This window comes from Pseudoxanthomonas japonensis (assembly GCF_010093445.1).
Lineage (GTDB): Bacteria > Pseudomonadota > Gammaproteobacteria > Xanthomonadales > Xanthomonadaceae > Pseudoxanthomonas_A > Pseudoxanthomonas_A japonensis.
In genome coordinates this window covers 1-25,153 of sequence record NZ_PDWW01000039.1, presented here as the reverse complement: position 1 = coordinate 25,153, position 25,153 = coordinate 1, and the positions used below count along the sequence as shown (strand labels likewise).

General features: G+C 67.7%; 27 protein-coding genes. 16 read left to right on the top strand and 11 right to left on the bottom strand.

Translation table 11 applies throughout. The annotated features are described in order from the left end of the window. Positions 1-134: 134 nt before the first annotated feature. The gene (locus tag CSC78_RS18265) at positions 135-1,235 is read left to right on the top strand and encodes a metal-dependent hydrolase (protein WP_162339293.1); all 1,101 of its coding nucleotides are present in this window, start codon (positions 135-137) and stop codon (positions 1,233-1,235) included. Here CSC78_RS18265 and CSC78_RS18260 read toward each other — a convergent pair whose 3' ends face one another. From CSC78_RS18260 to CSC78_RS18240, 5 genes are all read right to left on the bottom strand, one after another. Further along, positions 1,236-2,063 (bottom strand): class I SAM-dependent methyltransferase, encoded by an 828-nt coding sequence (locus CSC78_RS18260; RefSeq protein WP_162339292.1) that lies wholly within the window; start codon positions 2,061-2,063, stop codon positions 1,236-1,238. Between the two features lie 10 nt (positions 2,064-2,073). Then, a complete protein-coding gene (dusB, locus tag CSC78_RS18255) occupies positions 2,074-3,072 on the bottom strand; it encodes a tRNA dihydrouridine synthase DusB (RefSeq protein ID WP_162339291.1) in 999 nt (332 codons plus the stop codon). 45 nt (positions 3,073-3,117) lie between these two features. Further along, the gene (locus CSC78_RS18250; RefSeq protein WP_162339295.1) at positions 3,118-4,083 is read right to left on the bottom strand and encodes a ribokinase; all 966 of its coding nucleotides are present in this window, start codon (positions 4,081-4,083) and stop codon (positions 3,118-3,120) included. A gap of 118 nt (positions 4,084-4,201) precedes the next feature. Next, positions 4,202-5,500, bottom strand: a complete 1,299-nt coding sequence (locus tag CSC78_RS18245) for a NupC/NupG family nucleoside CNT transporter (RefSeq protein ID WP_162339290.1) — start codon at positions 5,498-5,500, stop codon at positions 4,202-4,204. A 69-nt stretch (positions 5,501-5,569) separates the two neighbouring features. Beyond that, the gene (locus CSC78_RS18240; protein ID WP_213600995.1) at positions 5,570-6,139 is read right to left on the bottom strand and encodes a TMEM165/GDT1 family protein; all 570 of its coding nucleotides are present in this window, start codon (positions 6,137-6,139) and stop codon (positions 5,570-5,572) included. 337 nt (positions 6,140-6,476) lie between these two features. Here CSC78_RS18240 and hemP point away from each other — a divergent pair, with 337 nt between their 5' ends. The 4 genes from hemP (at position 6,477) to CSC78_RS18220 (ending at position 10,636) form a co-directional block, all read left to right on the top strand. After that, entirely contained in the window at positions 6,477-6,683 is a 207-nt protein-coding gene (gene hemP / locus CSC78_RS18235) for a hemin uptake protein HemP (RefSeq protein WP_162339289.1), read from the top strand. A gap of 123 nt (positions 6,684-6,806) precedes the next feature. After that, on the top strand, positions 6,807-9,038 hold the full coding sequence (locus CSC78_RS18230) for a TonB-dependent hemoglobin/transferrin/lactoferrin family receptor (protein WP_162339288.1): 2,232 nt from the start codon (positions 6,807-6,809) through the stop codon (positions 9,036-9,038). Positions 9,039-9,042: 4 nt separating this feature from the next. Continuing rightward, positions 9,043-9,672 carry a ChuX/HutX family heme-like substrate-binding protein gene (locus CSC78_RS18225; RefSeq protein ID WP_238391340.1) on the top strand — a complete coding sequence of 210 codons (630 nt, stop codon included), beginning with the start codon at positions 9,043-9,045 and terminating at the stop codon, positions 9,670-9,672. A 13-nt stretch (positions 9,673-9,685) separates the two neighbouring features. Continuing rightward, the gene (locus tag CSC78_RS18220; RefSeq protein WP_162339287.1) at positions 9,686-10,636 is read left to right on the top strand and encodes a DUF6607 family protein; all 951 of its coding nucleotides are present in this window, start codon (positions 9,686-9,688) and stop codon (positions 10,634-10,636) included. Positions 10,637-10,733: 97 nt separating this feature from the next. Here CSC78_RS18220 and CSC78_RS18215 read toward each other — a convergent pair whose 3' ends face one another. The 3 genes from CSC78_RS18215 to CSC78_RS18205 are packed head-to-tail and all read right to left on the bottom strand — an operon-like array spanning position 10,734 to position 13,210. Next, positions 10,734-11,915 (bottom strand): PDZ domain-containing protein, encoded by a 1,182-nt coding sequence (locus tag CSC78_RS18215; RefSeq protein ID WP_162339286.1) that lies wholly within the window; start codon positions 11,913-11,915, stop codon positions 10,734-10,736. A gap of 28 nt (positions 11,916-11,943) precedes the next feature. Beyond that, on the bottom strand, positions 11,944-12,654 hold the full coding sequence (locus CSC78_RS18210) for a hypothetical protein (RefSeq protein WP_162339285.1): 711 nt from the start codon (positions 12,652-12,654) through the stop codon (positions 11,944-11,946). Continuing rightward, a complete protein-coding gene (locus CSC78_RS18205) occupies positions 12,647-13,210 on the bottom strand; it encodes an RNA polymerase sigma factor (RefSeq protein ID WP_162339284.1) in 564 nt (187 codons plus the stop codon). Before CSC78_RS18205 ends, CSC78_RS18210 begins: the two co-directional genes overlap by 8 nt. Positions 13,211-13,333: 123 nt before the next feature. Here CSC78_RS18205 and CSC78_RS18200 point away from each other — a divergent pair, with 123 nt between their 5' ends. The 8 genes from CSC78_RS18200 to CSC78_RS18165 all read left to right on the top strand — a co-directional run bounded on the left by CSC78_RS18200 (position 13,334) and on the right by CSC78_RS18165 (position 19,002). Next, on the top strand, positions 13,334-14,299 hold the full coding sequence (locus CSC78_RS18200; RefSeq protein ID WP_162339283.1) for an SPFH domain-containing protein: 966 nt from the start codon (positions 13,334-13,336) through the stop codon (positions 14,297-14,299). A gap of 1 nt (position 14,300) precedes the next feature. Then, complete coding sequence (locus tag CSC78_RS18195; RefSeq protein WP_162339282.1) at positions 14,301-14,732, top strand: NfeD family protein; 432 nt, start codon at positions 14,301-14,303, stop codon at positions 14,730-14,732. Next, positions 14,733-15,248, top strand: a complete 516-nt coding sequence (locus tag CSC78_RS18190; RefSeq protein ID WP_162339281.1) for a hypothetical protein — start codon at positions 14,733-14,735, stop codon at positions 15,246-15,248. A 64-nt stretch (positions 15,249-15,312) separates the two neighbouring features. After that, on the top strand, positions 15,313-16,434 hold the full coding sequence (gene gcvT, locus CSC78_RS18185; protein WP_162339280.1) for a glycine cleavage system aminomethyltransferase GcvT: 1,122 nt from the start codon (positions 15,313-15,315) through the stop codon (positions 16,432-16,434). An 85-nt stretch (positions 16,435-16,519) separates the two neighbouring features. After that, a complete protein-coding gene (gene gcvH, locus CSC78_RS18180) occupies positions 16,520-16,915 on the top strand; it encodes a glycine cleavage system protein GcvH (RefSeq protein ID WP_162339279.1) in 396 nt (131 codons plus the stop codon). 157 nt (positions 16,916-17,072) lie between these two features. Next, positions 17,073-17,270 (top strand): hypothetical protein, encoded by a 198-nt coding sequence (locus CSC78_RS18175; RefSeq protein WP_162339278.1) that lies wholly within the window; start codon positions 17,073-17,075, stop codon positions 17,268-17,270. Between the two features lie 633 nt (positions 17,271-17,903). Continuing rightward, complete coding sequence (locus CSC78_RS18170; RefSeq protein ID WP_162339277.1) at positions 17,904-18,350, top strand: hypothetical protein; 447 nt, start codon at positions 17,904-17,906, stop codon at positions 18,348-18,350. Positions 18,351-18,465: 115 nt separating this feature from the next. Further along, on the top strand, positions 18,466-19,002 hold the full coding sequence (locus CSC78_RS18165; RefSeq protein ID WP_162339276.1) for an SRPBCC family protein: 537 nt from the start codon (positions 18,466-18,468) through the stop codon (positions 19,000-19,002). A 48-nt stretch (positions 19,003-19,050) separates the two neighbouring features. Here CSC78_RS18165 and CSC78_RS18160 read toward each other — a convergent pair whose 3' ends face one another. After that, positions 19,051-20,463, bottom strand: coding sequence for a serine hydrolase domain-containing protein (locus tag CSC78_RS18160; protein WP_162339275.1), 1,413 nt, complete (start codon positions 20,461-20,463; stop codon positions 19,051-19,053). Between the two features lie 186 nt (positions 20,464-20,649). Here CSC78_RS18160 and CSC78_RS18155 point away from each other — a divergent pair, with 186 nt between their 5' ends. After that, entirely contained in the window at positions 20,650-20,793 is a 144-nt protein-coding gene (locus tag CSC78_RS18155) for a hypothetical protein (RefSeq protein WP_162339274.1), read from the top strand. 33 nt (positions 20,794-20,826) lie between these two features. Here the strand turns inward: CSC78_RS18155 and CSC78_RS18150 are convergent, their stop codons facing one another. Beyond that, entirely contained in the window at positions 20,827-22,470 is a 1,644-nt protein-coding gene (locus CSC78_RS18150; RefSeq protein ID WP_162339273.1) for a GMC family oxidoreductase, read from the bottom strand. 214 nt (positions 22,471-22,684) lie between these two features. Between CSC78_RS18150 and CSC78_RS18145 the strand changes: the two genes are divergently transcribed. Next, positions 22,685-24,043 carry an NTP/NDP exchange transporter gene (locus tag CSC78_RS18145; RefSeq protein ID WP_162339272.1) on the top strand — a complete coding sequence of 453 codons (1,359 nt, stop codon included), beginning with the start codon at positions 22,685-22,687 and terminating at the stop codon, positions 24,041-24,043. A 50-nt stretch (positions 24,044-24,093) separates the two neighbouring features. Beyond that, positions 24,094-24,444 carry a DUF1304 domain-containing protein gene (locus CSC78_RS18140; RefSeq protein WP_162339271.1) on the top strand — a complete coding sequence of 117 codons (351 nt, stop codon included), beginning with the start codon at positions 24,094-24,096 and terminating at the stop codon, positions 24,442-24,444. A gap of 128 nt (positions 24,445-24,572) precedes the next feature. On the opposite strand, the gene CSC78_RS18135 is transcribed toward CSC78_RS18140, so the two are convergent. Next, the gene (locus tag CSC78_RS18135; RefSeq protein ID WP_162339270.1) at positions 24,573-25,055 is read right to left on the bottom strand and encodes a hotdog fold domain-containing protein; all 483 of its coding nucleotides are present in this window, start codon (positions 25,053-25,055) and stop codon (positions 24,573-24,575) included. Positions 25,056-25,153 lie beyond the last annotated feature (98 nt).

Below are 25,153 nucleotides of genomic sequence, written 5' to 3'. Positions count from 1 at the left end.
CGCCAGCAGGGAAAGGCCGCCAAAGTCGCCATCACCGCCTGCATGCGCGTCCTGCTCATCCGCCTCAATGCCATGGTCCGCGAACAGACCGAGTGGCGAACCAGCTAAAAGACAGTTGCTCCTACAATCGCCGCATGGATTCCCTCAGCCAGATCGTCCTCGGCGGCGCCGTCGCCGCCATCATCGCTCCCGCCGGGCATCGCCGTGCCGCGCTGCTCGCCGGCGCCGCGCTCGGCACGCTGCCCGATCTCGACAGCCTGCCGATCGCGCTGTTCTCGGACAACCCGGTCACCCTGATGACGGTGCACCGAAGCTTCAGCCACTCGCTGTTCGTGCTGCCGCTGGTGGGCTGGCTGGTCTGGTGGCTGTTCAAACGCTTCGGCAACGGCCGCGTCGCGGCCTCGCCGGCGCGCTGGTTCTGGGCCATCCAGCTGGCATTGATCACGCACCCGCTGCTGGACGCATTCACCGTCTACGGCACGCAGTTGTGGTGGCCCCTGACGCCACCTCCGGCCATGTGGTCGAGCATGTTCATCATCGATCCGCTGTATACGGTGTGGCTGCTGGTGGCCTGCATCGCAGCATGGTTCCTGCGGGAACGGGTCGCGGCGCAGCGTGCGCTGGCCGTCGGCCTTGTCCTGAGCACCGCCTATCTCGGCTGGTCGCTGGTCGCGAAGTCCCTGGTGGATCGCGAGGCCGAGCGCACGCTGGCGGCGATGGGCTTGGGCGATGCGCCGTACTTCTCCGTGCCGATGCCGTTCAACACGCTGCTGTGGCGCGTGGTGGCGATGACGCCGTCGGGCTACGTGGAAGCCGAACGCTCCGTGCTGGTCGACGAGGGGCCGCTGCAGTTCCGCGGTTACCCGTCCAACGTGCAGGCGCTCCGCGAAGCGGTCGGCGTGCCCGCGGTCCAGCGCTTGGCCTGGTTCAACCGCGGCTTCATGCGCGCGCAGGTGCAGGACGGGCAACTGGTGCTGTCCGACCTGCGCATGGGGATGGAGCCGGACTACAACTTCCGCTTCAACGTGGCCGAGCAGCACGACGGGCGCTGGCAGGCCATCGCGCCGGTGCAGCAACCGTGGTCGATGCCGATTTCCGGGTGGGGCGGCATGCGCCAGCTGCTGGGAGTGATATGGCACCGGATCCGGCATCCCTCCGCGGAACCGATCCGCGCGGCGTTGGGGCCGGGCGCTGCACCGCCTGCGCCACGGCAGGACGCACCCGCCGCGCCGTAATCAATAGACGGTCGCGCGCGCCTGCACGAAGGCATAGAAGAACACGGCGTCGGGGTCGTTCTGTACGTCGCGCATCTCCCGGCGCATGCCGTCGACGATGTCCTGCGTGACGCGTCCGGCCTCCACCAGCGAATCGGCCGCCGACAGCAGCAATTCTTCCCAGAACGCGATCATGTCCTTGCGCCGCGCCGGCTCGCGGTTGTCGAAGTGCACGGTCTTGATCTCGGTCACCACGTCGCGGTAGCCGCCTGCCAGCAGCAGGTTGCCGAGCTTGGCGCCGATGAACGGGTCGCCGCCGCTGTCGTACTGGAAGTCGTTGAAGGCCATCCAGTAACGCCAGGTGTTCGGCGAATACGGATGCAGCAGGAACGACGAGTTCATCACTTCGGTGATGTAGATCGGCGAGCCAGGCGCCAGCACGCGCCGGACTTCGCTGAGCACGCGCGCGGGGCTGGGGACGTGCTCCAGGATCCAGCACAGGAAGGCCGCGTCGAAGTCGCGCGCGCCGAACGGCAGCCTACTGGCGTCGGCCTGCTGCAGGCTGTAGCGGTCGCGGCACCAAGGCATCGTCGCCAGGTTCTGCTTGGCCGCCTGCAGCTGCACTTCGCTGAGGTCGACGCAGCTGACATGCACGTCCGGGAACCGTCGCAGCAGGATCTCGGTCTGCGCGCCGACGCCGCTGCCGACTTCCAGCAACCGGCGCGCACCGGTGTAGTCGATGTGGTTGAAGATCGTGCTTTCCAGCAGGCGGGCCTGCTTCATCAGGCGTGCCTGCTCTACCGGGGAAAAGCCGTGGAGGTAGGCCGGACTGTCGTTCGTGTCGGACATGGTGCGTGCCTCAGGCAGCGGCGGGCAGGACCGGCGTCACGCCGGCGATCAGGGCGTCGAAATAGTCGCGGGTCAGTCGTACCTGCTCGTCCGCGCTCTCGGCGCGGTTGACCACGGCGCGGAAGGCGAGGTTCTCCGGCCGGTCCTTGGCGTACCAGCCCAGGTGCTTGCGCGCGATGCGCACGCCCTGCAGTTCGCCATAGAACGCGTGCAGCGCATGCAGGTGGGCCAGCAGGATGTCGCGCACCTCGGCCACGGTGGGTGGTGGGAGGTGCTCGCCGGTGGCGAGGAAGTGCGCGACCTCGCGGAAGATCCACGGCCGGCCTTGCGCGGCGCGTCCAATCATCACGGCGTCCGCGCCGGTCTTCGCCAGCACGTGCGCCGCCCTGTCCGGCGAATCGATGTCGCCGTTGGCGACCACGGGAATGCGCAGCGCGGCCTTGATCGCGGCGATGGTCCCGTACTCGGCCGTGCCGGTGTAATGCTGGTCGCGCGTGCGGCCATGCACGGCGAGCGAGGCGATGCCGCTTTCCTGCGCGATGCGTGCGATGGCCGGACCATTGCGATGGTCGCAGTCCCAGCCGGTGCGGATCTTCAGCGTGACCGGCACATCGACGGCCTTCACCACGGCTTCCAGGATGCGGCCCACCAGCGCCTCATCGCGCATCAGCGCCGAGCCGGCCCAGGCGTTGCAGACTTTCTTCGCCGGGCAGCCCATGTTGATGTCGATGATCTGCGCGCCATGGTCTGCGTTGTAGCGCGCGGCGTTCGCCAGTTGTTCGGGCTCGGTGCCGGCGATCTGCACGCTGATGGGGCTGGGTTCGCCCTCGTGGTCCATCCGGTGCAGCGACTTGGCGGTGTTCCAGAAGCGCGGGTCGCTGATGGTCATCTCCGACACGGCCAAGCCCGCGCCCAGCCGCTTGCACAGCAGGCGGAACGGCTTATCGGTGACGCCGGCCATGGGGGCCAGCATCACCGGCGGGTCGATGCGGTAGGGGCCGATCTGCATCGCGGCATTATCCGCCGTCGGCGCGTGACGGGGAAACCGCCCGGCTCAGTCGGCGTAGCGCGCGATCAGCTCCGCACGCGATGGCATCGCGAGCGCAGCGCCGGGCCGTTCGGTCGACAGGGCGGCATAGCGGTTGGCGAAGCGGACGTGGTCGGCGAACGCCGGCAGCGCGCCTTCCGCGAGTGAGGCCGCCAGCGCGCCGTTGAAGGCATCGCCCGCGCCCGTGGTGTCGACGACCGTGGCCGTCTCCGCCGCGACGCGGTAGTGCGGGCGCGCGTCGCCGCGCAAGGCGTCTTCGGGATGGGACACGTAGACGCCGGTGGCGCCCAGCGTCACCACGACCGTGCCGTGCGGGAACAGCTGCCGGCAGTGCTGGTGCAGGGTGACGCCATCGAGCGTGGCGACATCGTCGGCGCTGATGCGCTCGCCCAGGTGGCGCGCGAGCAGTGCGGCGAATTCGGTTTCGTTCGGCGTGATGACGTCGGCATGCGCGAGCAGTTCGGTCGTCGTCGCGGCATTCGCCGGCGCCGGATTCAGCAGCGTGCTGGCGCCGCATTGACGCCCTGCCTGAAGCGCCGCCAGCACGGTGTCGACGGGCGATTCCAGCTGCGCCAGCACCACGCTGGTCGCGGCCAGCACATCGGCCTGGCCGGTGGTGAAGTCGGCCGACAGGATCGCGTTGGCGCCCGCGCCGATGACGATGGTGTTGCGCCCATGCGCATCCACGTAGATGCCGGCGGTGCCGGTCGGCTCCTCGCTCGCCTGCACGCGCAGGGTCAGCCCGTCGGCGTCCGCCAGGTCGCGTGCCCATCGGCCGCCGGCGTCGTCGCCCAGGGCGCAGACGAAGGTCGTGTCCGCACCGGCGCGCACCGCCGCGATGGCCTGGTTGAAGCCCTTGCCGCCCGGTCCGCTCGCATAGCGGCCGGCGATGGTCGCGCCGGCGACGGGCAGGGTGTCGCAGCGCCACACGTGGTCGACATTGAAGGAGCCCACGACGACGACGCGGGACAGGGCGGGGGATGGCGTGTTCATGCGGCGATACCTGAGGTCCGCGCCGCGGCAGTGCCGCGGTCACGGGAGGGGAACGTAAACAATGGAGGCAAGGCGGCCGTCGGCCGCCCCGCCCGGATCAGCCGAAGTGCGACAGCACGCCGGCGATGGTGGCGGTCATCAGCGTGGCGATGGTCCCGCCCAGCACGGCGCGCAGGCCGAAGCGGGCCAGGTCCGAACGCCGTTCGGGCGCCAAGCCGCCGATGCCGCCGATCTGGATCGCGATCGAGCTGAAATTGGCGAAACCGCACAGCGCGTAGGTCGCGATGAGGCGGCCTTCGTCGGTCAGCGTCACGCCGGGCGTCTGTCCGTTCACGATGCCGGCCAGCTGCAGGTAGGCGACGAACTCGTTGATGACGACCTTCTGGCCGATCAGCGAGCCGACGGTGGTGGCGTCCTGCCACGGCACGCCGATCACCCAGGCGATCGGCGCCAGCACGTAGCCGAAGATGGTGGCCAGGTCGGTCGGCTTGCCGATGGCGGCCGACAGGCCGGTGACGTCGCCGATCCAGGTGAGCGGCGCGTTGATCAGGGCGATCAGCGCGATGAAGGCCAGCAGCATCGCGCCGATGTTCAGCGCCAGCTTCAGGCCATCGCCGGCGCCGGCAGCGGCGGCATCGATGATGTTGCTGGAGGTCTTCTCGACTTCCATCTTCACGGTGCCCCGCGTCAGCGGCGTGCCGGTTTCCGGGATCAGCAGCTTGGCGACGACCAGCGTGGCCGGCGCGGCCATGATCGACGCGGCGAGCAGGTGCTTGGCGTAATACGCCTGCTGCTCCGGATCGCCGCCGCCCAGCATGCCGACATACGCGGCGAGTACGCCGCCGGCGATGTGCGCCATGCCGCCGATCATCATCGTGATCAGCTCGGACTCGGTCATCTTGGGGATGTACGGGCGCACCGTCAGCGGCGCCTCGGTCTGGCCGATGAACACGCTGGCGCAGACGCTGGTGGTCTCCGCGCCGGACACCTTCATCACCTTGGTGATCGCCAGCGCCATCATGCGCACGATGAACTGCATCACGCCCAGGTGATACATCACGCCCATCAGCGCGGCGAAGAAGATGATGGTAGGCAGCACCTGGAAGGCGAAGATGAAGCCGAACTTCTCGGTATCCATCAGGCTGCCGAAGATGAAGCTGGAGCCCGCCTTCACGAACTCCAGGATCTTCACGAAACCGTGGCCCAGCCAGTCGAACACTTCCCGGCCGCCCGGCACCAGCAGCACGAGCGCCGCAAAACCGATCTGCAGGGTGATGCCGGTGGCCACCAGCTTCCAGTCGACGGCCCGCCGGTTGTTGGAAAACAGCCAGACGATGCCGATCAGCACCGCCAGACCGAACAGGCCGAAGCCGATCCGCCCCAAGACATCCAGCATGTATTCCCCCAGACCTGCGTGTTGTTCTGACCGCGCAGTCTAGCAGCCGCGCGGCCCGGTCCTGGCCATTCAGCCAATGCCGCGCCAGGCCACCCACAGGGCGAGGGCGAAGAACACGACGGCGGCCAGGCTGCGGGCCAGTTTCAGCGGCAGTTTGTCGGCGAACCGGTGGCCCAGCCAGACCACCGGCAGGTTCGCCAGCAGCATGCCGATCGTGGTGCCGGCGATGACCTGCCAAAGCGGGGAGTATTTGGTAGCCAGCAGCACGGTGGCGACCTGGGTCTTGTCGCCGATCTCGGCCAGGAAGAAGGCGATGGTCGTGGCGATGAAGGCACCGTGGGCCGGGAGCTTTTCGTTCTCGTCCAGCGTGTCCGGCTTCAGCGTCCACAGTGCCACGGCGAGGAAGCTGGCCGCGACGACCCAGCGGAGGACGTCGGGGGACAACCATTCGGTCAGTTCCGCGCCCAGCCAGGCGGAGATGGCGTGGTTGACCACGGTGGCGGCGAGGATGCCCCAGGCGATCGGCCAGGGCTTGCGGTAGCGCGCCGCCAGCAGCAGGGCGAGCAACTGGGTCTTGTCGCCGATTTCAGCCAGGGTGACGGTGCCGGTGGACACCAGCAGGGCGTGCAGCGATTGCATCTACAACTCCGGGGCCAGGCATTCGCGGATGCGCGAAGGCAAACGACGCACTGCCCGGCCCGGGTCAAGCGCGACGCCTGCCTTCGGTCTTGCCCGGCGAAGCGGATCGCTTCGTCCCGCGCACCATGGTCGGCTGACCAAGTGTGTTGACGCGCGGACCCCGTCAGGACGGGTGGGCTACTCCCCGGAGGAGGAAAGTGCGCGGATTGTACGCAGGAGCCCCGGAGGGTGATGAAGCCATTCTCATTTGCGCCGGCACCGGGATGCCGCAGACTGCCTGTTGACTCGCAAATAAGAATCATTATCATCACTGGCGTTCCTTCCGTGGAGCCCTCCGATGATCTCGAACGTCACTGCATTGCCCCTGGCCGATACGTCGACGCTGCGCGAGCGTCTCTCCCTGCCGATGTCCCATGCGCGCGACGAGGATGCCCTCGACAGCGACGCGCTGCTCAAGGGGCAGCGCGAGGTGCTGATCCGCCATGGCGACCGCATCTACCGCTTGCGCCACACCAGCAACGACAAGCTGATCCTCACCAAGTAATACGTCTCCCGCCGGTTCCTGCTACCGGCAGCGAGCCAAGCATTCCCTCCTCCGGGCGCCAGCCAAGGATCCACCGGCCGCCAGCTTTCCGGGTCAACTCCAAGCCTCAGGAAAGTTGTCGCCATGATCCGCCCCACGCTTCTGACCGCGGCTGTGTGGCTGGCCCTTGCCGGCCATGCCAACGCCGAAACACCCGCAGACACCTCCGCCGCCTCGACGGCCGACGCGAAGGAGTTCGACCGCATCCAGGTCACCGCCACCCGCACCGAGCGTGCCGTCGCGGATGTCCCCAACACCGTCAGCGTCATCGATCGCGAACAGCTGGACGACCAGTTGATCCGGGACATCAAGGACCTGGTCCGCTACGAGCCGGGCGTCACCGTGACGTCGAGCTTCGGCCGTTTCGGCCTCGGCGGCTTCCGCATCCGTGGACTGGAAGCCAACCGCGTGCGCATCCAGACCGACGGCATCGCCGTGTCGGACGCGTTCTCGATCGGCAGCTTCTCCAACGCGAACCGCAACTTCATCGACCTGGACACGCTGAAGCGCGTCGAGATCGTCCGTGGACCTTCCAGTTCACTGTACGGCTCGGACGCACTCGGTGGCGTTGTGTCGTTCATCACGAAGGATCCTTCCGACTATCTGCATGACGGCAAGGACACCTATTTCGGCGTCCGTCTCGGCTACGACAGTAGTTGGAGCGGGCTGCTCGGCGGCTCAACCGCCGCCTTCGGTGGTGAGCGCTGGAGCGGGTTGGTCAATGTCAGCCACCGCCAGGGCAAGGAAACCGAGAACCAGGGGCGTGTCGGCGGCGTCGGCAGTGCGCGCACGCAATCCAATCCGCAGGAGCGCGACGGCCGCAGCCTGCTGGGCAAGCTGGTGTTCGCGCCGGACCAGAACCAGCAGTTCACCCTGACCGTCGAAGGTAACGAGGACACGACCGACACCGACCTGCTGACCCAGCGCGGCCTGCAGCCGCTGACGGGGGCCACCAACACTTCGGTCACGGCGCGCGATCACCAGACGCGTGCCCGCGTGGCGTTCTCGCACGCATGGAACGGCCTTGAGTCCGCCTTCGCCGACAGCCTCGACTGGCAGGTCTACCGGCAGGACAGCGAAACCACGCAATACACGCGCGAAGAGCGCATGTTGCCGGCGCCGACGCTGCGCGACATACGCGAGCGCGAGTTCAATTTCGACCAGCGGACATACGGACTGCAGGCCAACTTACGCAAGGCCTTCGGTGATGGCGTACGCCACGAGCTGGCATACGGCATCGACCTGTCGCGCGCCGAGACGCGGCAGAAGCGCGATGGCCTGCGGACGTTCCCGCTGACCGGCGTCAGCACGCCGGTGATGTTGCCGGACGTCTTTCCGGTGCGCGACTTCCCCGTCAGCGAGACCACCACCGCCGCACTCTACGTGCAGGACGAGATCAGCTTCGCTGACGGCGCGTTCCGCCTGGTGCCCGGCCTGCGCGTCGACCACTACCGCCTCGATCCCGAGCAGGATGCGATCTTCGCCGGCGACAATCCGGGCGTGGTACTGGCCGACATCCGCGAGACCAGTGTGTCGCCGAAGCTGGGCATGGTGTGGAAGTTCGCTCCGGACTGGTCGCTGTTCGGTGGCTATGCGCGCGGCTTCCGCTCGCCGCCGTACAACGACGTCAACATCGGCTTCACCAATGTGCAGTTCGGCTATACCGCCATCGCCAATCCGGATCTGAAGCCGGAGACCAGCGACGGGCTGGAGTTCGGCGCGCGGTATGCGGGCGACGCCGTCTACGCCAGCTTGTCCGGCTACTACAACCGGTACGATGACTTCATCGAATCGATGCGTTTCATCGGTTTCAACGATGACGGCCTGATGGTGTACCAGTCGCAGAACGTCGCGGAAGCCCGGATCCACGGCGTCGAACTCAAGGCCGGTGCCGACCTCGGTGCGTGGTCGCAGGCGCTCGACGGCTGGTCGATGCGCGGCGCGGCGGCCTGGTCGCGCGGCAAGAACCGCACCGACGGCACGCCGCTGGACAGCGTGGATCCGCTCACCGCCACGCTGGGCATTGCCTACGATGCCGAGGTCTGGGGCGCGGAACTGGCGGGCCGGTTCGTCGACCGCAAGGATCGCGTTTCCGCCGACAACTATTACCGTCAGCCCGGCTACGGCGTACTCGACCTGTACGCGCACTGGAACTTCGCGCCCGGCGCCAAGGTAAACGTCGGCGTGCTGAACCTGGCCGACAAGACGTACATCGACGCCGGCGACATCGCCCTGGTATCCGCGGCGAGTACGACCCTCGACCGCTATACCTCGCCCGGCCGCACGCTGTCGGCCAGCCTGTCGGTGAGCTGGTAGCGCCATGGCGACGCTGCGCGCGCTGCCGGGCACCCTCAGCGGCATATCGTCGGATGCATTCCCCGCGACCGCGCAACTCGCGGCGCTGGGACCGGTGCTGTGCCTCTATCGCACGCAGCAGGGCAGTGAGCTTGCTGGCTGGCAGCAGGCGGTGCGGGTGGAAGCACGCACCGGCGTCGACAGCGACGGGCTGGACGAACGCCTGCTGTTCTTCGACGCGCAGGGACGCTGCTGCTGGCGCCTGTGCCTGTTGCCGGACAGCGACTTCGTCGCGTGGGATCGCCTGGTCGCCTCGCTGCCCGCGGGCAGCGACGGGGAAGTCGCCGGCCTCGCCGATCGCCTGTGGCAGCGGCTCGCCGGGCGCCTGCTTGGCGGCCAGTGGCGCGCCTGCGCGCTGCAGCTGCACGCAGTACCACGGCCGGCATCGTTGCCGGTGCTCGCGGCCAGTCTGTCGCTGATGTCGCCGCTCGGCATCGCCACCGCACAACGTATCGCCCAGGCCGAAGGCGCCGACCTGGAAAGCGGGCTGCACGACTGCTGCTGCGAGCAATCGTCCCGTTTCGCCGCCGGCGCGCACCTGGAACACCACCACGAGGCGGGCGACAACGTCGTGCCGCTGATCCGACTCAAGTAGAGAGAGCGCCACCATGAAGAAGCCGGTCGCCATCGTGCTGTCCGTCCTGATCCTCCCTTTGTCCACGTCCGTGCTGGCCGCGGATCCCGCCCGTGACCGCCAGTCCATCCTGGCGATGCAGGGCGACTACACCGTCGATTTCGCCTTCGACGAAACCGTCCTGCTGCAGCCCGGCTACGAACGCCAGGCGGCGATGCGCAGCGGCGGCGACGAGATGGTGATCGTCGTCGAGGACACGCCCACGCGCATCGTCCTGCAGCACATCCTGGTGGACGCGAAGAGCGGCCATGTGACCAAGCACTGGCGGCAGGACTGGTTCTACGAAGCGCCGACACGCTTCGAATTCACCGCCGACCAGACGTGGCACGTGCGCGCGATCCCCGCCGACGCCACCCGCGGCGCATGGACGCAGTGCGTCTACGAAGTCAGCGATGCGCCGCGCTACTGCGGCACCGGACGCTGGGACTACACCAACGGCGTGGCCACCTGGACCAGCGACCTGAGCTGGCGGCCGTTGCCGCGCCGCGAGTACACCAGGCGCAGCGATTACAACGCGCTGTCGGTGGTCAACCGCCACACGTTGACCCCGAACGGCTGGACGCACGAGCAGTTCAACACCAAGGTGCTGCGCAAGCCCGACGGCACGCAGGTGGAACTGGCGCGCGAGTTCGGTTTCAACGACTACCTCAAGACCACCGAGGTCGACTTCACGCCTGCGCGCGACTACTGGCAGGCCACCGCCGGCTACTGGGCCAAGGTCCGCGCGCACTGGGACCGCTTCCTGTCGAAGGCGCCGGGCGTGCACCTGAAGACCAAGGTCGACGGCATGGCGATGATCATCCCGCTGTTCACTCAGGCGGGTGACGTGCAGGAAGGCAAGCCGGTGGCGGATGCCGACATCGCGAAGGTGTTCGCGGACTGGGTGGAGGCTGCACCGGCCGAGCCGGCACGCGCATCCCGCTGAGCGTTCTCTCCGGCACACGGACGTGCCTTCTTCAAAAAAAGACCCCCGCGCAGGCGGGGGCAGGGGATTCATGCGGTCTCTCTTCTAATAATGCGTGTCAGAGCAGGGCGCCGCCCTTGCCTGCGGGAGGTGCAGGCGGTGCAGGGGGTGTGGGAGACTGCGGGGCGTCGCCGATGCCGTCCTCGAAGGTCTGCACCCTTCCGTCCTGGTCGATGATCATCACGCGGCGCTTCTCGACGATGGCAGGTGCCTGACCCACGCCGACCGCGACATGCGGCTTGACGGTGACCCGCGAGGTCGCGGGAAAACGGAAGGCCGCCGCCTTCGGTACCGACACCGTGCTGGTCCGCACCTGGCGATCGCGCAGGTACTCGACGGTGACCTTGGCGTCTTCGGACTTGCCGCGCAGGACCTCCGTGACGTCGCGCGGCGTCGTCACCGGCGTGCCATCCACCTTCCGGATCACATCGCCCGCCTGAAGTCCCGCGAGTTCATCGCCGACCGACAGGACCAGCACGCCGGCATCGGTGCCGAAGTAGCGGCCCAGCGTGGCATCGACGGTCGCCAGGTTGAGGTTGCTCCAGCGGAAGGCTTCGGCCAGCGCCGGCAGTCGGCAGTCATCGCCCTTGCAGTCGCCCAGCTTGCCGAGCTGCCGGAGCTCGCGTTGCACCTCGGGGGAGATGACGTTGGTGATCTCGTCCAGCGGCACCGGTATGCCGTCGAGCTGGGGCATGCCGCCTTCGCCGCTGCGGATGAAGACGCTGCGGGGCCCGGTGGCGCTGAAGGCGATGCGCGGCGACACCTGCGTCGGGGTAACGTCGACGTCGTGCGCCTTGCCGTCGCGCTGGTAAGTGACCCGCACGGCCGTATCGACCTTGAGGCCGGTCAGCAACTGGCGGGCATGCGCGACGCGTGCCTCGGCGGTGTCGCCGTCGACCGCGGTGCTGGCCACGCGCAGCAGGCGGTCGCCCGCCTTCAATCCGGCCTTGGCCGCGCCGCTCTCCGGCGTCACGCCGGTGATGCGCACGCCGGCCGCGTCGTCGCCGGACAGCAGGACCCCCAGTCGGGGGCGGCTCACGATCAGGTGGTCGATGTTGGCTGGCGAATGGAGCCCACCAGCGTCCCGCGACAGTTCGGCCACGCGCTTGGCTGCGCGTTGCAGGTCGGCGCGTGCGTCTTCGAGCTCTTTCTTTGTGGCGGTCTCGTTCTGCTGCGCCAGCACCGGCACGGGCGCGACCAGCGCGAGGACCAGCAGCGGACGGGAAAGGGGCTTGAGCATCGGGAATCTCCTCGTTGCGTGTTCGGAATCAGTAGATGGCGGTATCGGCGTCGTCGTTCAGCGCGACCTGCCAGCGCTGGGTGGCTTCCACACCGGTGAGCTGGCGCAAGGTATCGACGCGCTGCTCCCATAGCGCCGTGCGAGCCATGTCCGGCAGCGCCGGCTGCGACAGCGCCAGGTCGATGTGGGTCACCTGCTCCTGCAGCTCGGCGCTGATGGCAAGGGCGGCAACGTTGCCGGTGCCGCTGTCGGGCAGATGTGCGAGGACGGCTTCGAGTCGCGCGGATTCGGTGTACAGCGCATCGAGCCTGGCGGGTGCCGGGTCGCGCACGGCCCGTGCGGTGGAGCGGACCGACGCCGGTGCCCGTGCGGCCGTCGCCGGTGCGACATCCGCACGCACGGCGGATGCGGGAGGGATTGCATCGACGGCCGGCTTCACGGGCACGTCGGCGGGTGCGGGCGTCGCGATCGTCGCCACGGGAGCGGCGCGTTGCAGCGGCGGCGGAGTGGTCTGCACGGCCCGCCAGTGCATCAGCGGGATCACGGCAGCGAAGAAGGCGGTCGCGGCCAGCGCCAGTGCAGGACGTCGCCAGCGGGCGCGTCGGGCAGTGGCACGCGCGGGCGGCAATGCCGCGGCGAGGCGCTGCCAGCTGCCTTCGGGTGGCGCTTCGAGCGGCATGGCGCCGAACGCTTCGCGCCAGTCGCGCGGTGCTGGATCGCGGGTCAGGGAGTCAGGCATGGATGGGTTCCTCGATCTGCAGCAGCGCCCGCAGTCGACGGGTGCCGCGCGACAGCTGCGACTTGGAGAAGCTGGGCGTGCGGTGCATCAACGCGGCGATTTCGTCATGGGTGTAGCCCTCGGCGTGGTACAGCCACAGGACGCTGCGGGTGGCGGACGGCAGCCCGTCGAGTGCGCGCTGCAGCAGGGCGGCATCGGCCGCGGCCCACGGCGGCAGGCCGCGGTCTTCCGGCAGGTCATCCTCATCCACCGTGATTTCGCTCACCAGCCGTCTCTGCCTTCGCAGCCGCAGCAGCGCCTCGTTGACGGCGATCTGGCGCAGCCAGCCCCAGAACGGGCAATCGGCGCGGTAGTCCGGCAGATGGTTGAACAGCTTCAGCATGGTGTCCTGCAGCACGTCGCCGGCCTCCTCGCGGTCGCCGCAGATGCGCAGCGCCAGCGTGAACACCGGCCGCTCGAAGCGACGGTAGATCTGCTCGAACGCCTCACGGCAGCCGGAGCGCGCACGGGCGACCAGGCTGTCGGGGACGTCGATGGCGAATTGCGATCGGCTCAAGCGGGGAGATTCTTCGGGGTTCTGAAGACAAGGGATGCAGCGGAAGGCAATACCGTCGCAGCGCCGGGGAAGTTCCCGCTGGCCGTCCTATAATCCGGTCAAACACAAGGGGAGGGGCGCAACATGGATTTCGGTCTTTCGACATTGCTGGTCGCGGCGGTGGCGCTGTTCATCGTGGTGACCTTCTTCAAGGGCGTCCGCGTTGTCCCGCAGGGCTACGAATTCACCGTCGAGCACTTCGGCAAGTACACCCACACCATGTCGCCGGGGCTGCACTTCCTGATCCCCTACATGCAGAGCATCGGCCGCAAGGTCAACATGATGGAGCAGGTGTTCGAAGTGCCCTCGCAGGACGTCATCACCAAGGACAACGCGGTGGTGAAGGTGGACGGCGTGGTGTTCTTCCAGGTGCTGGATGCCGCCAAGGCCGCCTATGAGGTGTCCAGCCTGGACCAGGCGATGATCGCCCTGGTGCAGACCAACATCCGCACCGTGATCGGTTCGATGGACCTGGACGAATCGCTGAGCCAGCGCGAAACCATCAACGCCAAGCTGCTGGGCGTGGTCGACCACGCCACCAGCCCGTGGGGCGTGAAGGTCAACCGCATCGAGATCAAGGACATCCAGCCGCCGCGCGACCTGGTGGACGCGATGGCCCGGCAGATGAAGGCCGAGCGCGACAAGCGCGCCTCGATCCTGGAAGCCGAAGGCGCGCGCCAGTCCGAGATCCTGCGTGCCGAAGGCGACAAGCAGAGCGCCATCCTGGAAGCCGAGGGCAAGCGCGAGGCCGCCTACCGCGAAGCCGAGGCGCGCGAGCGCCTGGCCGAGGCCGAAGCCAAGGCCACCGAACTGGTGTCCAACGCCATCGCGCAGGGCGACGTGCAGGCCATCAACTACTTCATCGCGCAGAAGTACGTGGAGGCGTTCAAGGAACTGGCCACCGCGCCGAACCAGAAGTTCGTGCTGATGCCGATGGAAGCCAGCGGCATCATCGGGTCCATCGCCGGCATCGCCGAACTGGCCAAGGGTGCGCTGGACAAACAGCAGGCCGCCGCGCCGTCCCGTCCGCCGCGCGTGCCGGGAGGCTGACATGAGCGTCAAGTTCGCGTTCTGGGCAATCGCGGCGCTGGTGCTGTTCGCGGCCGAAGCGATGGCGCCGGGCGCCTTCATGTTGTGGTTCGGCTTCGCCGCGGTGGCGATGGCGGTGGCGGTGTTGCTCGCCCCCGGTCTCGGCTGGCTGGCGCAGGCAGTCCTGTTCTCGGTGCTCGCGGTGATTTCGGTGGCGGTCTACCGCCGCTGGTTCCGCGGCAAGGGTCGCCAGAGCGACAAGCCGCTGTTGAACCGGCGCGCCGAGCAGCTGGTCGGTACGGTGGCCACGCTCGACCAGCCCATCGAGGGCGGACGCGGCCGGGTCAGGATCGACGATGCGTTCTGGACGGTGGAAGGCGCCGACCTTCCGCTGGGCACGCGCGTGCGGGTGATCGCGGTGAACGGCATGACCCTGAAGGTGCAGGAGGCGTAGGTGGGCGCAACGGTGCGGGCATGGGCGATGTCGATGCTGGCGCCGTTGTCGGTGGCTGCGGCGGACCTGGTCGGCAAGGTGATGCCGCCGTATCCCGCCGGCCTCGACGAGCTGGGCGGAAGCTGCGTGTCCGACTCCGCCGATCCGGCGCATGTCTGCGACTACTCGATCGGCGTGCTGGCCGCGCCGGCCCCCGGCACCGGTGGCGAACCCGTCCCGCGCTTCGTGGTCGCCGGCCAGTTCGCCGGCCGCGACGGCGACCGCGCGCAATGGCGCATCACCGACGCCCTGCCGTATCCGGCCGGGCGCAGCGGTTACTACCTGCAGTTCGGCACCTGCCGCGTGAACGGACGCGACGATCCGCGGGTGGCCGCGATCGTGCGCCAGCACGACACGTCGACGGAATGGCTGGAGGACGTCGCCTGGGCCGGACGGCTGCGGCTGCCTGATGGCCGCTTCGACGTGCTCGAGGCGCGCACGGTGGATTGCGTCAACGAGGCCTACTACGGCCTGTAATCGCGGCGCACCGCGCTGGTGCGTTCTGGGATAATGCGCTTCTTTGTCCGTTCCGGAAGCCGCCATGACCCAGAAGACCATCCTCAACGACACCCATCGCGCGCTCGGCGCCAAGATGGTCGACTTCGGCGGCTGGGACATGCCGATCCACTACGGCTCGCAGATCGAGGAGCACCACCAGGTGCGTCGCGATGCCGGCATGTTCGACGTCAGCCACATGACCGTGGTCGACCTGCGTGGCCCGCGCACGCGCGAGTTCCTGCGCCGGCTGGTCGCCAACTCGGTCGACAAGCTGCAGAAGCCCGGCAAGGCGCTGTACACGGCGATGCTCAACGAGCAGGGCGGCGTGATCGACGACCTGATCATCTATTTCCTGGCCGAGGACTTCTTCCGCCTGGTGGTCAATGCCGCCACCCGCGAGAAGGACCTGGCATGGATCACCGCGCAGGCAGCCGCGTTCGACGTACAGGTCGCCGAGCGTCCCGACTACGCCATGGTCGCGGTGCAGGGTCCGAGCGCGCGCGAGCGCGTGCACGGCCTGTTGCGCGAGGAGGACCGCGCGAAGGTCGGCAAGCTGACCCGCTTCGCCGCCGCCGACGCCACCAGCATCGACGGCGTGCCGCTGTTCGTCGCCCGCACCGGCTACACCGGCGAGGACGGCTACGAGATCGTGTTGCCGCAGGCGCAGGCTGTCACGTTCTGGAACGCGCTGCTGGACGCGGGCGTGAAGCCCGCCGGCCTTGGCGCGCGCGACACGCTGCGCCTGGAGGCTGGCATGAACCTCTACGGCCAGGACATGGACGACACGGTGTCGCCGTACGAGGCGGCGCTCGCCTGGACGGTGTCGCTGGATGAAGGACGTGCCTTCACCGGCCGTGCCGTGCTGGAGGCGCAGAAGGCCTCCGGCGCATCGAGGCAGATGATCGGGCTGGTGATGGACGAGAAGGGCGTGCTGCGCCACGGCCAGAAAGTGCTCACCGCGCATGGCGAGGGCGAGATCCTGTCCGGCACGTTCTCGCCGACGCTCGGCAAGGCCATTGCCTTCGCACGCGTGCCGGCCGGCGACATTCCGCTCGGCACTGCCGGTGGCGTGCGCGTGGACATCCGGGGCAAGGAGGTGCCGGTGCGCGTGGTGAAGTTCCCGTTCGTGCGCGATGGCCAGGCGCAGCCCGGCGTCCTGGAATGAACCGCGACGGCATGCCTTCACCTTTGCCTTCCTCCGCTAAACTATCTTTCCCTACCCGACCCCTGACAGCGATACGGAGCACCCCATGAGTGAGATTCCTGGCGATCTGAAGTTCCTCAAGTCCCACGAATGGGCCCGCGTGGAAGCCGGCGGCCGCGTCACCGTCGGCATTTCCGATCACGCGCAGGGTCTGCTCGGCGACCTGGTCTACGTCGAGCTGCCCAACGTCGGCGACCGCATCGAAGCCGGCAACGCCAGCGCGGTGGTGGAGTCGGTCAAGGCCGCGTCCGACGTCTACAGCCCGATCACCGGCAAGATCGTCGAGGTCAACGCGGCGCTGGCCGACAAGCCCGAGACCATCAACGAGGACGCGTACGGCGAAGGCTGGATCTTCGTGATCGAAGCCGAGGAGCCGGACCAGCTCAACGAGCTGCTGTCGCCGGACGACTACGCCGAGCTGATCGAAGACGAAGACCACTGAGGCATTCCCACAGGCGGTCCCCAGGCGGGGAACCGGCGACGGCGGAACGACGTTCCGTCGCTGCCGGTTCCCCGTTTCGTTTACGGCGCGGAGCAGCGCGCTTGCCGAAGCGCGTCGTCGTGCCGTCGGTGCGGTGGCCGACGAACGGCAAAGTGGAATGCGGGGCACGCAACGGACGTCGCCGAAGCGCGCGTCGTGCCGCTCGAAGAAGAAGGCGGACGTCCGCTTCCATGTCGACGAAGCGGTATCGAAGTGGGCGATGCGCCGCCGGACGAGGGAAAAAAGTTTGCGCAAATCGGCGCAGTCGGGCTTGTGCGACGCGAAATCCGACGCCCTGCCGGAAAGTTTTTTTTAGGTACTGTTCAAGCCGTTGGCGCGCGTCCGGACAGGTGACAGGCGATCGTTGCATGGTCGTCCGCGAACGCGCCGCGCGCCGTCGCCAAGAAAAAAAAAGCGCGTTTTACCGATGTTTTTTTTCAGGCGCATGTCTTTCGTTCGCGTTGGACGCTTCGGCAGTCGCCATCGCGCCGCCGTCGCCGTCGCCGTCCGGCGCAGGCCAGCGGCACCTGCCTCGAAAAAAAAGTTGCGCGCAGGTGTTGACACCTGAAAAAACCGTGATTAGGTTTCGCCCCAAGCAGCGCTTGCTGCGGAAGCGAGTGAGTCGAATCAACACGACAGCGCGAGAGACAACCCAGCCCATCGTCCGCACCCAGATTGCGGCGGACGCAGGACTCGCTTCCCCCGGAAAAACGCAACGCGCCTCCTTCATCGCACCCGTGTCGCCCGGCGACGCGGGTGTTTTCGTATTTGTAGGGGGCCGGGTTTCGCACGCCCGGACCCCTGGGGAATCCGCATCGCCGCGCGTGTCGCGACGACGGCTGCCGACGGGTCCGACTCCCGCGGCGTTTCTTGCAGCTGGGCCTGCCTCCGGGCAGATGTGCTGTAACCAGACGTAAAAATCCATAGTTCACTGACGAGGAGCCATCACATGGCAACGAAGAAAGCTGCGAAGAAAAAACCGGCCGCCAAGAAGGCCGCCAAGAAGGCCACCAAGAAGGCGGCTGCGAAGAAGACCGTGAAGAAGGCAGTGAAGAAGGCTGCCAAGAAGGTCGCCAAGAAGGTCGCCAAGGCCAAGAAGGCGGTGAAGAAGGTCGCCAAGAAGGCCGCCAAGAAAGTAGCCAAGAAGCCGGCGAAGAAGGCTGCCAAGAAGACCACCAAGAAGGCCGCCAAGAAGTCCGTGAAGAAGGCCGCCAAGAAGGTCGCCAAGAAGCCGGCGAAGAAGGCTGCCAAGAAGACCGCGAAGAAGGCTGCCAAGAAAGTAGCCAAGAAGCCGGCCAAGAAGGCCGCGAAGAAGGCCGCCAAGAAGCCTGCCAAGAAGTCCAAGAAGAAAGCGGCCCCCGTCGCGCTGCCGGCCACCCCGGCTCCGCTGATCTAAGCCAACCCCGATTACACGTAACACCATGGACTCTCTCCCTGTGCCCAGCGGGGGGAGAGTTTTTTTATGGGCGACCGGCTAGGCTGCCGGTTCCCGGATGCCGAGGAGGCAGCGCATGAAGTTCATCAGGTGGGTGCTGGCGGCGATCGCCGTGCTGGGCGTGGTCTTCGTGGCGGGCGGGTTGCTGCTGCCGTCGACGACCCATGTGGAGCGCAGCGTCGTCATCGAGCGCAGCCCGGCGCAGGTCTTCGCCACGCTCGACTCGTTCGAGCGCTTCAATGCCTGGTCGCCGTGGGCCGAATACGATCCGCAGGCGACGTACACCTTCGAAGGCCCGGCGCGCGGCGTGGGCGCGCGCATGCGCTGGGTAGGCAACCGTGCGGTCGGCAGCGGAAGCCAGGAGATCACCGCCAGCGAACCGCACCGCCGCATCGCGGTGGCGCTGGATTTCGATGGCAGCCAGGCGCAGGCGAGCTATCTGCTGGCGCCGGAGGGCCAGGGCACACGCGTGACGTGGGCGTTCGACAGCGCGCACGGCTTCAACCCGTTCAAGCGGTGGCTGGGCCTGCTGTTCGACCGGATGATCGGGGCTGACTACGAGAAGGGGTTGGCCAAGCTCAAGGCCCTGCTCGAGCAGAACCCGCAAGACTGACGTCGTGGCGTGCGGCGGGCTGGCGCCCGCCGCTGCGCACCGCGGGGGTCAGCGCGGCGACGCGGGGCCGCGCTGCGAGGACGTACCGCTTTCCTTGCTGCCGTTGGCGGGCGTGGTTTCCGGCGACTCGGCCAGCAGCAGGTCGTAGTCCGCAGGCGTTTCCACCCACGGCTGGCCCGGCAGGCCCATCGCGCGATCGAGGATCGTCGGCAGCAGGCCCGAGGGCAGCGAACTGTCGCTGTTCCAGACCAGTGCGACGCCCAGGTCCTGCCCGGGCACCAGTGCGACCAGGCCGCGATAGCCCTGCACGGCGCCGGCGTGGAAGACGACCTGCTGGCCCGCGTAATCGAACACGCGCCAGCCCAGCGCATAGCTGGCGGACTGGATGCGCTCGCGCCGCCAGCCGCCGCGCATTTCGCCCGGCGTGGTCACCACCGGAGCATGCAGCGTCGCCAGCAGCGGCGCAGGCAGCACGTCGGGACGATGGCCCGTCTGCGCGATCAGCCACTGCGCCAGATCGCTGGCGCTGGCGTTGACGCCCGCGGCGGGCGGAAGACGGTAGTAGGTCGGCTTCGGCGTCAGCGACACCCAGCCGTTGCGGCTGCGCACGTGCGGCCGCGCCCAGCGCGTGCTGCCCTGGATGCCGGCCAGGCCCATGCTCGCGTCGTTCATGCCCAGCGGCTTGAAGATGCGGCGATCCACCGCCTGGTCGTAGAAGGTGCCGGACGCGGCGAACACCACATCGCCGATCAGGCTGAAGGCGACGTTCTGGTAGGCGTAGCACTCGCCCGGCGCGCACTTCAGGGGCGCATAGGCGAGCTTGCGGGCGACGTCGTAGTACTCGGCGTTCGCTTCGATGTCGCGGTCGAAGGCGTTGTGCGCCTGCAGGCCGACGCTGTGGCTCAGCACGTCGGCGACGGTGACGTGCGAGGTCGCGTTGGCGTCGCTCAGCTGGAACCCGGGCACGAACTGGTTGACCTTGCTGTCCCAGCGCAGCGACCCGTCCTGCACCATCAGGCCGGTCAGCGTGCTGGCGAAGGCCTTCGACAGCGAGGCCAGGCGGAACACCGTGTGCGAATCGACCTGCTGCGGGTTCACCACGTCGGTCACGCCGTAGCCACGCGCGCTGAGCACACGGCCATTGTGGACGATGGCCATCGCCAGCCCCGGCACGCGCTGGCCGACGGTCAGGTGCTCGGCCATCGTCTCGAACGCGCGCACGTCGAACCCGGCCGCGAGCGGCTGGATGTTCTGTTCCGCCAGCGCGGTACGGTAGGGGCGTGGCTGCGTCGGCGACACATAGGACGACACGTTGGCGGTCGCGACCGCGTCCGCGCTCTGGCTGGCCGTGGTCCACCGCAGTGGTGTCTGCGCGGTGGACGAGAGCGTCAAGGGCAGCAGCAGGCCGACCAGGCCTATCCGGTAGCCATGCAGCGATCGGCGGCTTTTCTTCTGTTTCATCGTGCGTGGCGCCTGCGTGGGTTTGTGCCGTCCAGCGATCATAACGCCGCTTTTTTCCATTGCACAAACAGGGAGAAGTTCCGTGCCCATGTTGTTCATCCTGTTGCTGATTACGGGTGTGGCGTGCGTCCCATTTCGTGGGAGGTTCGCCGCGTTCATCGGTCCGTGATCGCGTGGAATGCGTTCATGAATGCATTCATCCAGGCCATGCAAATTCTGCGCCGAAGCGCGATCTTCGCGTTGCATGGTGATGCGCTGGCACGGGGATCATCGCTGGGGCGTATTCAGCTGGAATGCCTGAACGCGCGCGATGTCGCGCCCTCTTCATGAGGGCGATGCATGCCTGGCAGGTGTGGTGCGGCGTCAGTCCGCGGTGGCGAGGGCGGGCGTCGTGGCCTTGACGTGCAGGTCGCCGCCGGACAGCGGTGGCATGCCGCGGATCAGGTCCGAGGCGCGCTCGGCGATCATGATCGTCGGCGCATTGGTGTTGCCGCCGATCAGCGACGGCATCACCGAGGCGTCGATCACCCGCAGACCGTCCACGCCACGCACGCGAAGCTGCGGATCGACCACCGCCGCTTCGTCATCGCCGATCCGGCAAGTGCCGACCGGGTGGTAGACGGTCTCCGCCTTGGCGCGGATGAAGGCGACGAGTTCCGCATCCGAGAGATCGCTGCGCGCGGGATGGATCGGTGCGCCGCGGTAGGCGTCGAACGCCGGCTGGGCGAACACCTCGCGCGACAGCCTGGCGCACTCGACCATCATCTTCAGGTCGAAGCCGTCCGGATCGCTCAGGTAGTTGGCCTCGATGCGTGCGTCGGCGCGCGGATCCGCGCTGGCCAGCAGGATGCGGCCGCGGCTGCGCGGACGCAGGAAGCAGGCATGCAGGGTGTAGCCATCGCCGGGCAGGCGGTGGCGGCCGTGGTCGTCGAGCATGGCCGGTACGAAGTGCATCTGGATGTCGGGCCGGTCGTCCGGTGCCAGCGGCGAACGCACGAAGGCGCCGGCCTCGGCGATGTTGCTGCTGCCCGGGCCGCTGTGCCCGCGCAGGAAATAGTCGAACGCGGTCTTCAGCTCGCTGGTGCGGTCGTAGGTGACGCGCTGCGTGCTGTGCTGCAGGGTACAGATGTCGAGATGGTCCTGCAGGTTGCCGCCGACACCCGGCAGCGCGTGACGCACGCTGATGCCGGTCTGTTCGAGATGCTCCGGGGGACCGATGCCGGACAGCATCAGCAGCTGCGGCGAGTTGATCGCACCGCCGCTGAGCAGCACTTCGCCGGCGCAGCGCGCGATCACTTCGTGGCCGCCGCGCGCATAGGCCACGCCGACCGCGCGCCCCTTCTCCAGCAACACGCGGCGGACCAGTGCGCCGGTGACGACGTCCAGGTTCTGGCGGTCGCGCGCGGGGTCGAGGTAGGCGACCGCCGACGAGCAGCGCGCGCCCTCCTTCTGGGTGACCTGGTACAGGCCGAAGCCGGCCTGCGTCGGACCGTTGAAGTCGCCATTGCGCGCGAAGCCGGCCTGCACGCCGGCCTCGATGAAGGCGGCCGACAGCGGGTTCGTGTAGCGCAGGTCGGACACGTACAGCGGGCCGTCGCCGCCGTGCAACGCGTCGGCGCCACGCGTGTTGCGCTCGGCGCGGCGGAAGTAGGGCAGGGTGCTGGCCCAGTCCCAGCCGTCGGCACCGGCGTTTGCCCAGTCGTCGTAGTCCTGTGGCACGCCGCGGATGTAGCACATCGCATTGATCGAACTGGAGCCGCCCAGCACCTTGCCGCGCGGCCACCACAGGCGACGATTGTCGAGCTGCGGCTCGGGCGCGGTGTCGTAGTTCCAGTTGACGCCCTTCTGGCCGACCAGCTTGGCCAGGCCGGCGGGCATGTGGATGAAGGGATGCCAGTCGCGTGGGCCGGCTTCCAGCAGCAGTACGCGGCAGGCAGGGTCTTCGCTCAGGCGGTGGGCCAGCACGCAGCCGGCCGAACCGGCGCCCACGATGATGTAGTCGTACACATGCTGCCCTGTTCCGAAGTCGACCGAACCTAGCGGCGGGGGATAGAGCAAATGCTCGGGCCCTGGTGAGTGCCGTCCGGACAGGATTGCCGGCTCGGGTTTCCGGTCGCGCGCCAGGCGGGAAAACGCTGGCGATGTTGCAGTGCATCGGATACCTTGCGCGCCACAGGCGGGCTTGCCCGCGCCCCGACGATGCGATCGCAGGCCGCGCCCCATGGACCCGTCTTCCCCAGCGACCACCCGGTTCGGCCGCCTCCGCGCGGCGATGTCGGAGTCTCCCCCGCTGCTGTGGTCCTTCGTCTATTTCTTCTGCCTGCTGAGCGGCTACTACGTGCTGCGTCCGGTGCGCGAAGCGATGGCAGCGTCCAGCGATATCGAAGCCGTGTTCCCGCCCGCCTTGATTGCGTTCTTCTCCAACCGGGGAATCGCGCTGGGCGAGTTCACGCTGCAGTTCATCTTCAGCGCCGTGTTCCTGATCATGCTGGTACTGCAGCCGGTGTACGGCTGGCTGGTGAGCCGTTTTCCGCGCCGGGTTTTCCTGCCGGTGATCTACGGGTTCTTCATCGCCACGCTGCTGGCGTTCTACGCCATGTTCGACAGCGGCATCGCAGGGCGCGGCCTGGCATTCATCCTGTGGATCACGGTGTTCAACCTGTTCGCCGTCGCCGTGTTCTGGAGCTTCATGGCGGACGTGTTCACCAATGCCGAAGCGAAGCGATACTACGGCTACATCGGCGCCGCCGGCACGATAGGCGCGTTCCTGGGGCCCGCACTGACCAAGGCGCTGGTGGTGCGCGTGGGCATCCCCAACATGATGCTGGTGTCTGCGTTCCTGTTCTCGGTGTGCGTGATGTGCATTTTCCGGTTGCGTACCTGGGCCGTAGCACGCGAAGCGGAGCGGCGCCAAGCCAGTGGCGAGATCCCGATGGGGGGCGAGGTGCTGGCAGGGCTGAAGCTGATCGTACGCGAGCCGCTGCTGCGCTGGCTCGCCGTCATGGTCGTGATGGGCGTGGGCGTAGGCACGTTGCTCTACAACGAGCAGAATGCCATCGCGCGCACCATGTTCACGTCGGCCGAGGCCCGCGCCGATTACTTCGCCACGCTGGACCTGGCGGTCAATTCGCTGACCCTGGTGGTGCAGCTCCTGCTGACCCGCGTACTGCTGTCCCGCTTCGGCATCGCGCCAGCGCTGCTGATTCCCGGCTGCGCGATCATCATCGGATTTTCCATCCTGTCCGCGTCACCGTTGCCCATGATGGTGGCCATCGTGCAGGTGGTCACGCGTGCCAGTGAGTTCTCGCTGGCGAAGCCCGCGCGCGAGACCATCTACACCCGCGTCGGCCGCGAATGGCGCTACAAGGCCGGTGCCGCCATCGACACGGTGGTCTATCGCGGCGGCGACCTGAGCTTCGTCTGGCTGCACAAGCTGCTGTCCGCCTTCGGCTCGAACGCGGTGTTCGGCGCCGGCCTGCTGGTCGCCAGCGCCATGACCTTCAGTGCGTGGCGACTGTTGCGCGAAGAAGCCAAGCTGCCGCCCGAGCGTGCGACGCAACCGGGCGAGACGCACGCCTGACGTATCCGCGCGTTGCCGCTATGCTGCCCGCCACCTGACGGGAGACGTGGATGGACGTGATTGCGGCGGTACTGGTCGTGGTAGTGGCGGCATTGCACGCCTATTTCCTGGTGCTGGAGATGTTCCTGTGGACCAGGCCGCTGGGCCTGAAGACGTTCCGCAACACGCCGGAGAAGGCCGAGACCACCCGCGTGCTGGCGGCCAACCAGGGCCTCTACAACGGCTTCCTCGCCGCCGGCCTGCTGTGGGGCCTGTTCACCGCACAGTGGAACGTCGTCGTCTTCTTCCTGCTCTGCGTGATCGTGGCAGCGCTGTACGGCGCGTGGAGCGTCAACAAGCGCATCTTCTTCGTGCAGGGCGTGCCGGCGATCGCCGCGCTGGCGGCGGTCTGGCTTCGCTGAGCGACGTCAGCGGCTGGTGTGGGAGCGACGTAAGTCGCGATCGCACGGCATCGGTCTGCATAGGGGTGGCCATGCGCCTTGACGGCGCAATCGCGACTTGCGTCGTTCCCGCACCTGCCTCGACAAACTCAGCGCCCGGTGCGCGGCGGCTTCGGCGATACCCACATGCCGATGCGGGCGCGGAACACCGCCTCGCCTTGCGGGTCGGTGACCACCACGTCCATCGGCAGGTCGTAGCCCTCGGCCGATTCGCGCGGCTCGAACGCCGGCGTGGCGACCGCGTGCATGGTGCCGACCGCCTTCTTCAGGTACTCGACCGTCATGCCCTTCGGAATCCAGCGCATCGCGCGCGGGATGCTGACGTCGGTGGTCAGGCCGCCGACGAACTCGGCCAGGTTGCACAGCGCGATCGCGTGCACCGTGCCCAGGTGGTTGGTGACCGAACGGCGATGCCTGATCGTTGCCTCGCCGCGGCCGGGCTCCAGCCGCGTCATGCGCGGACCGATGCTGGCGAAGTAGGGTGCCTTGAAGCAGATCAGCCGCGAGAACAGCCAGTGACCGAAAGGTTTGCGGCTCAGTGTGCGGTAGATCTTCAGGACATCGGCGCTCATTCAACGCTTCCGTATCGGCTCCTTCCCCCGCTTGCGGGGGAAGGAGCCGATACGGAAGCGTTGAATGAGCGCCGATGTCCTGAAGATCTACCGCACAC

Excerpts from the sequence above, each read along its gene's own strand:
- CSC78_RS18265 (WP_162339293.1), top strand. The coding sequence starts at position 135 with ATGGATTCCCTCAGCCAGATCGTCCTCGGCGGCGCCGTCGCCGCCATC.
- CSC78_RS18260 (WP_162339292.1), bottom strand. The coding sequence starts at position 2,063 with ATGTCCGACACGAACGACAGTCCGGCCTACCTCCACGGCTTTTCCCCG.
- dusB (WP_162339291.1), bottom strand. The coding sequence starts at position 3,072 with ATGCAGATCGGCCCCTACCGCATCGACCCGCCGGTGATGCTGGCCCCC.
- CSC78_RS18245 (WP_162339290.1), bottom strand. The coding sequence starts at position 5,500 with ATGCTGGATGTCTTGGGGCGGATCGGCTTCGGCCTGTTCGGTCTGGCG.
- CSC78_RS18240 (WP_213600995.1), bottom strand. The coding sequence starts at position 6,139 with ATGCAATCGCTGCACGCCCTGCTGGTGTCCACCGGCACCGTCACCCTG.
- hemP (WP_162339289.1), top strand. The coding sequence starts at position 6,477 with ATGATCTCGAACGTCACTGCATTGCCCCTGGCCGATACGTCGACGCTG.
- CSC78_RS18230 (WP_162339288.1), top strand. The coding sequence starts at position 6,807 with ATGATCCGCCCCACGCTTCTGACCGCGGCTGTGTGGCTGGCCCTTGCC.
- CSC78_RS18225 (WP_238391340.1), top strand. The coding sequence starts at position 9,043 with ATGGCGACGCTGCGCGCGCTGCCGGGCACCCTCAGCGGCATATCGTCG.
- CSC78_RS18220 (WP_162339287.1), top strand. The coding sequence starts at position 9,686 with ATGAAGAAGCCGGTCGCCATCGTGCTGTCCGTCCTGATCCTCCCTTTG.
- CSC78_RS18215 (WP_162339286.1), bottom strand. The coding sequence starts at position 11,915 with ATGCTCAAGCCCCTTTCCCGTCCGCTGCTGGTCCTCGCGCTGGTCGCG.
- CSC78_RS18210 (WP_162339285.1), bottom strand. The coding sequence starts at position 12,654 with ATGCCTGACTCCCTGACCCGCGATCCAGCACCGCGCGACTGGCGCGAA.
- CSC78_RS18200 (WP_162339283.1), top strand. The coding sequence starts at position 13,334 with ATGGATTTCGGTCTTTCGACATTGCTGGTCGCGGCGGTGGCGCTGTTC.
- CSC78_RS18195 (WP_162339282.1), top strand. The coding sequence starts at position 14,301 with ATGAGCGTCAAGTTCGCGTTCTGGGCAATCGCGGCGCTGGTGCTGTTC.
- gcvT (WP_162339280.1), top strand. The coding sequence starts at position 15,313 with ATGACCCAGAAGACCATCCTCAACGACACCCATCGCGCGCTCGGCGCC.
- gcvH (WP_162339279.1), top strand. The coding sequence starts at position 16,520 with ATGAGTGAGATTCCTGGCGATCTGAAGTTCCTCAAGTCCCACGAATGG.
- CSC78_RS18175 (WP_162339278.1), top strand. The coding sequence starts at position 17,073 with ATGCGGGGCACGCAACGGACGTCGCCGAAGCGCGCGTCGTGCCGCTCG.
- CSC78_RS18170 (WP_162339277.1), top strand. The coding sequence starts at position 17,904 with ATGGCAACGAAGAAAGCTGCGAAGAAAAAACCGGCCGCCAAGAAGGCC.
- CSC78_RS18165 (WP_162339276.1), top strand. The coding sequence starts at position 18,466 with ATGAAGTTCATCAGGTGGGTGCTGGCGGCGATCGCCGTGCTGGGCGTG.
- CSC78_RS18160 (WP_162339275.1), bottom strand. The coding sequence starts at position 20,463 with ATGAAACAGAAGAAAAGCCGCCGATCGCTGCATGGCTACCGGATAGGC.
- CSC78_RS18155 (WP_162339274.1), top strand. The coding sequence starts at position 20,650 with ATGAATGCATTCATCCAGGCCATGCAAATTCTGCGCCGAAGCGCGATC.
- CSC78_RS18145 (WP_162339272.1), top strand. The coding sequence starts at position 22,685 with ATGGACCCGTCTTCCCCAGCGACCACCCGGTTCGGCCGCCTCCGCGCG.
- CSC78_RS18140 (WP_162339271.1), top strand. The coding sequence starts at position 24,094 with ATGGACGTGATTGCGGCGGTACTGGTCGTGGTAGTGGCGGCATTGCAC.
- CSC78_RS18135 (WP_162339270.1), bottom strand. The coding sequence starts at position 25,055 with ATGAGCGCCGATGTCCTGAAGATCTACCGCACACTGAGCCGCAAACCT.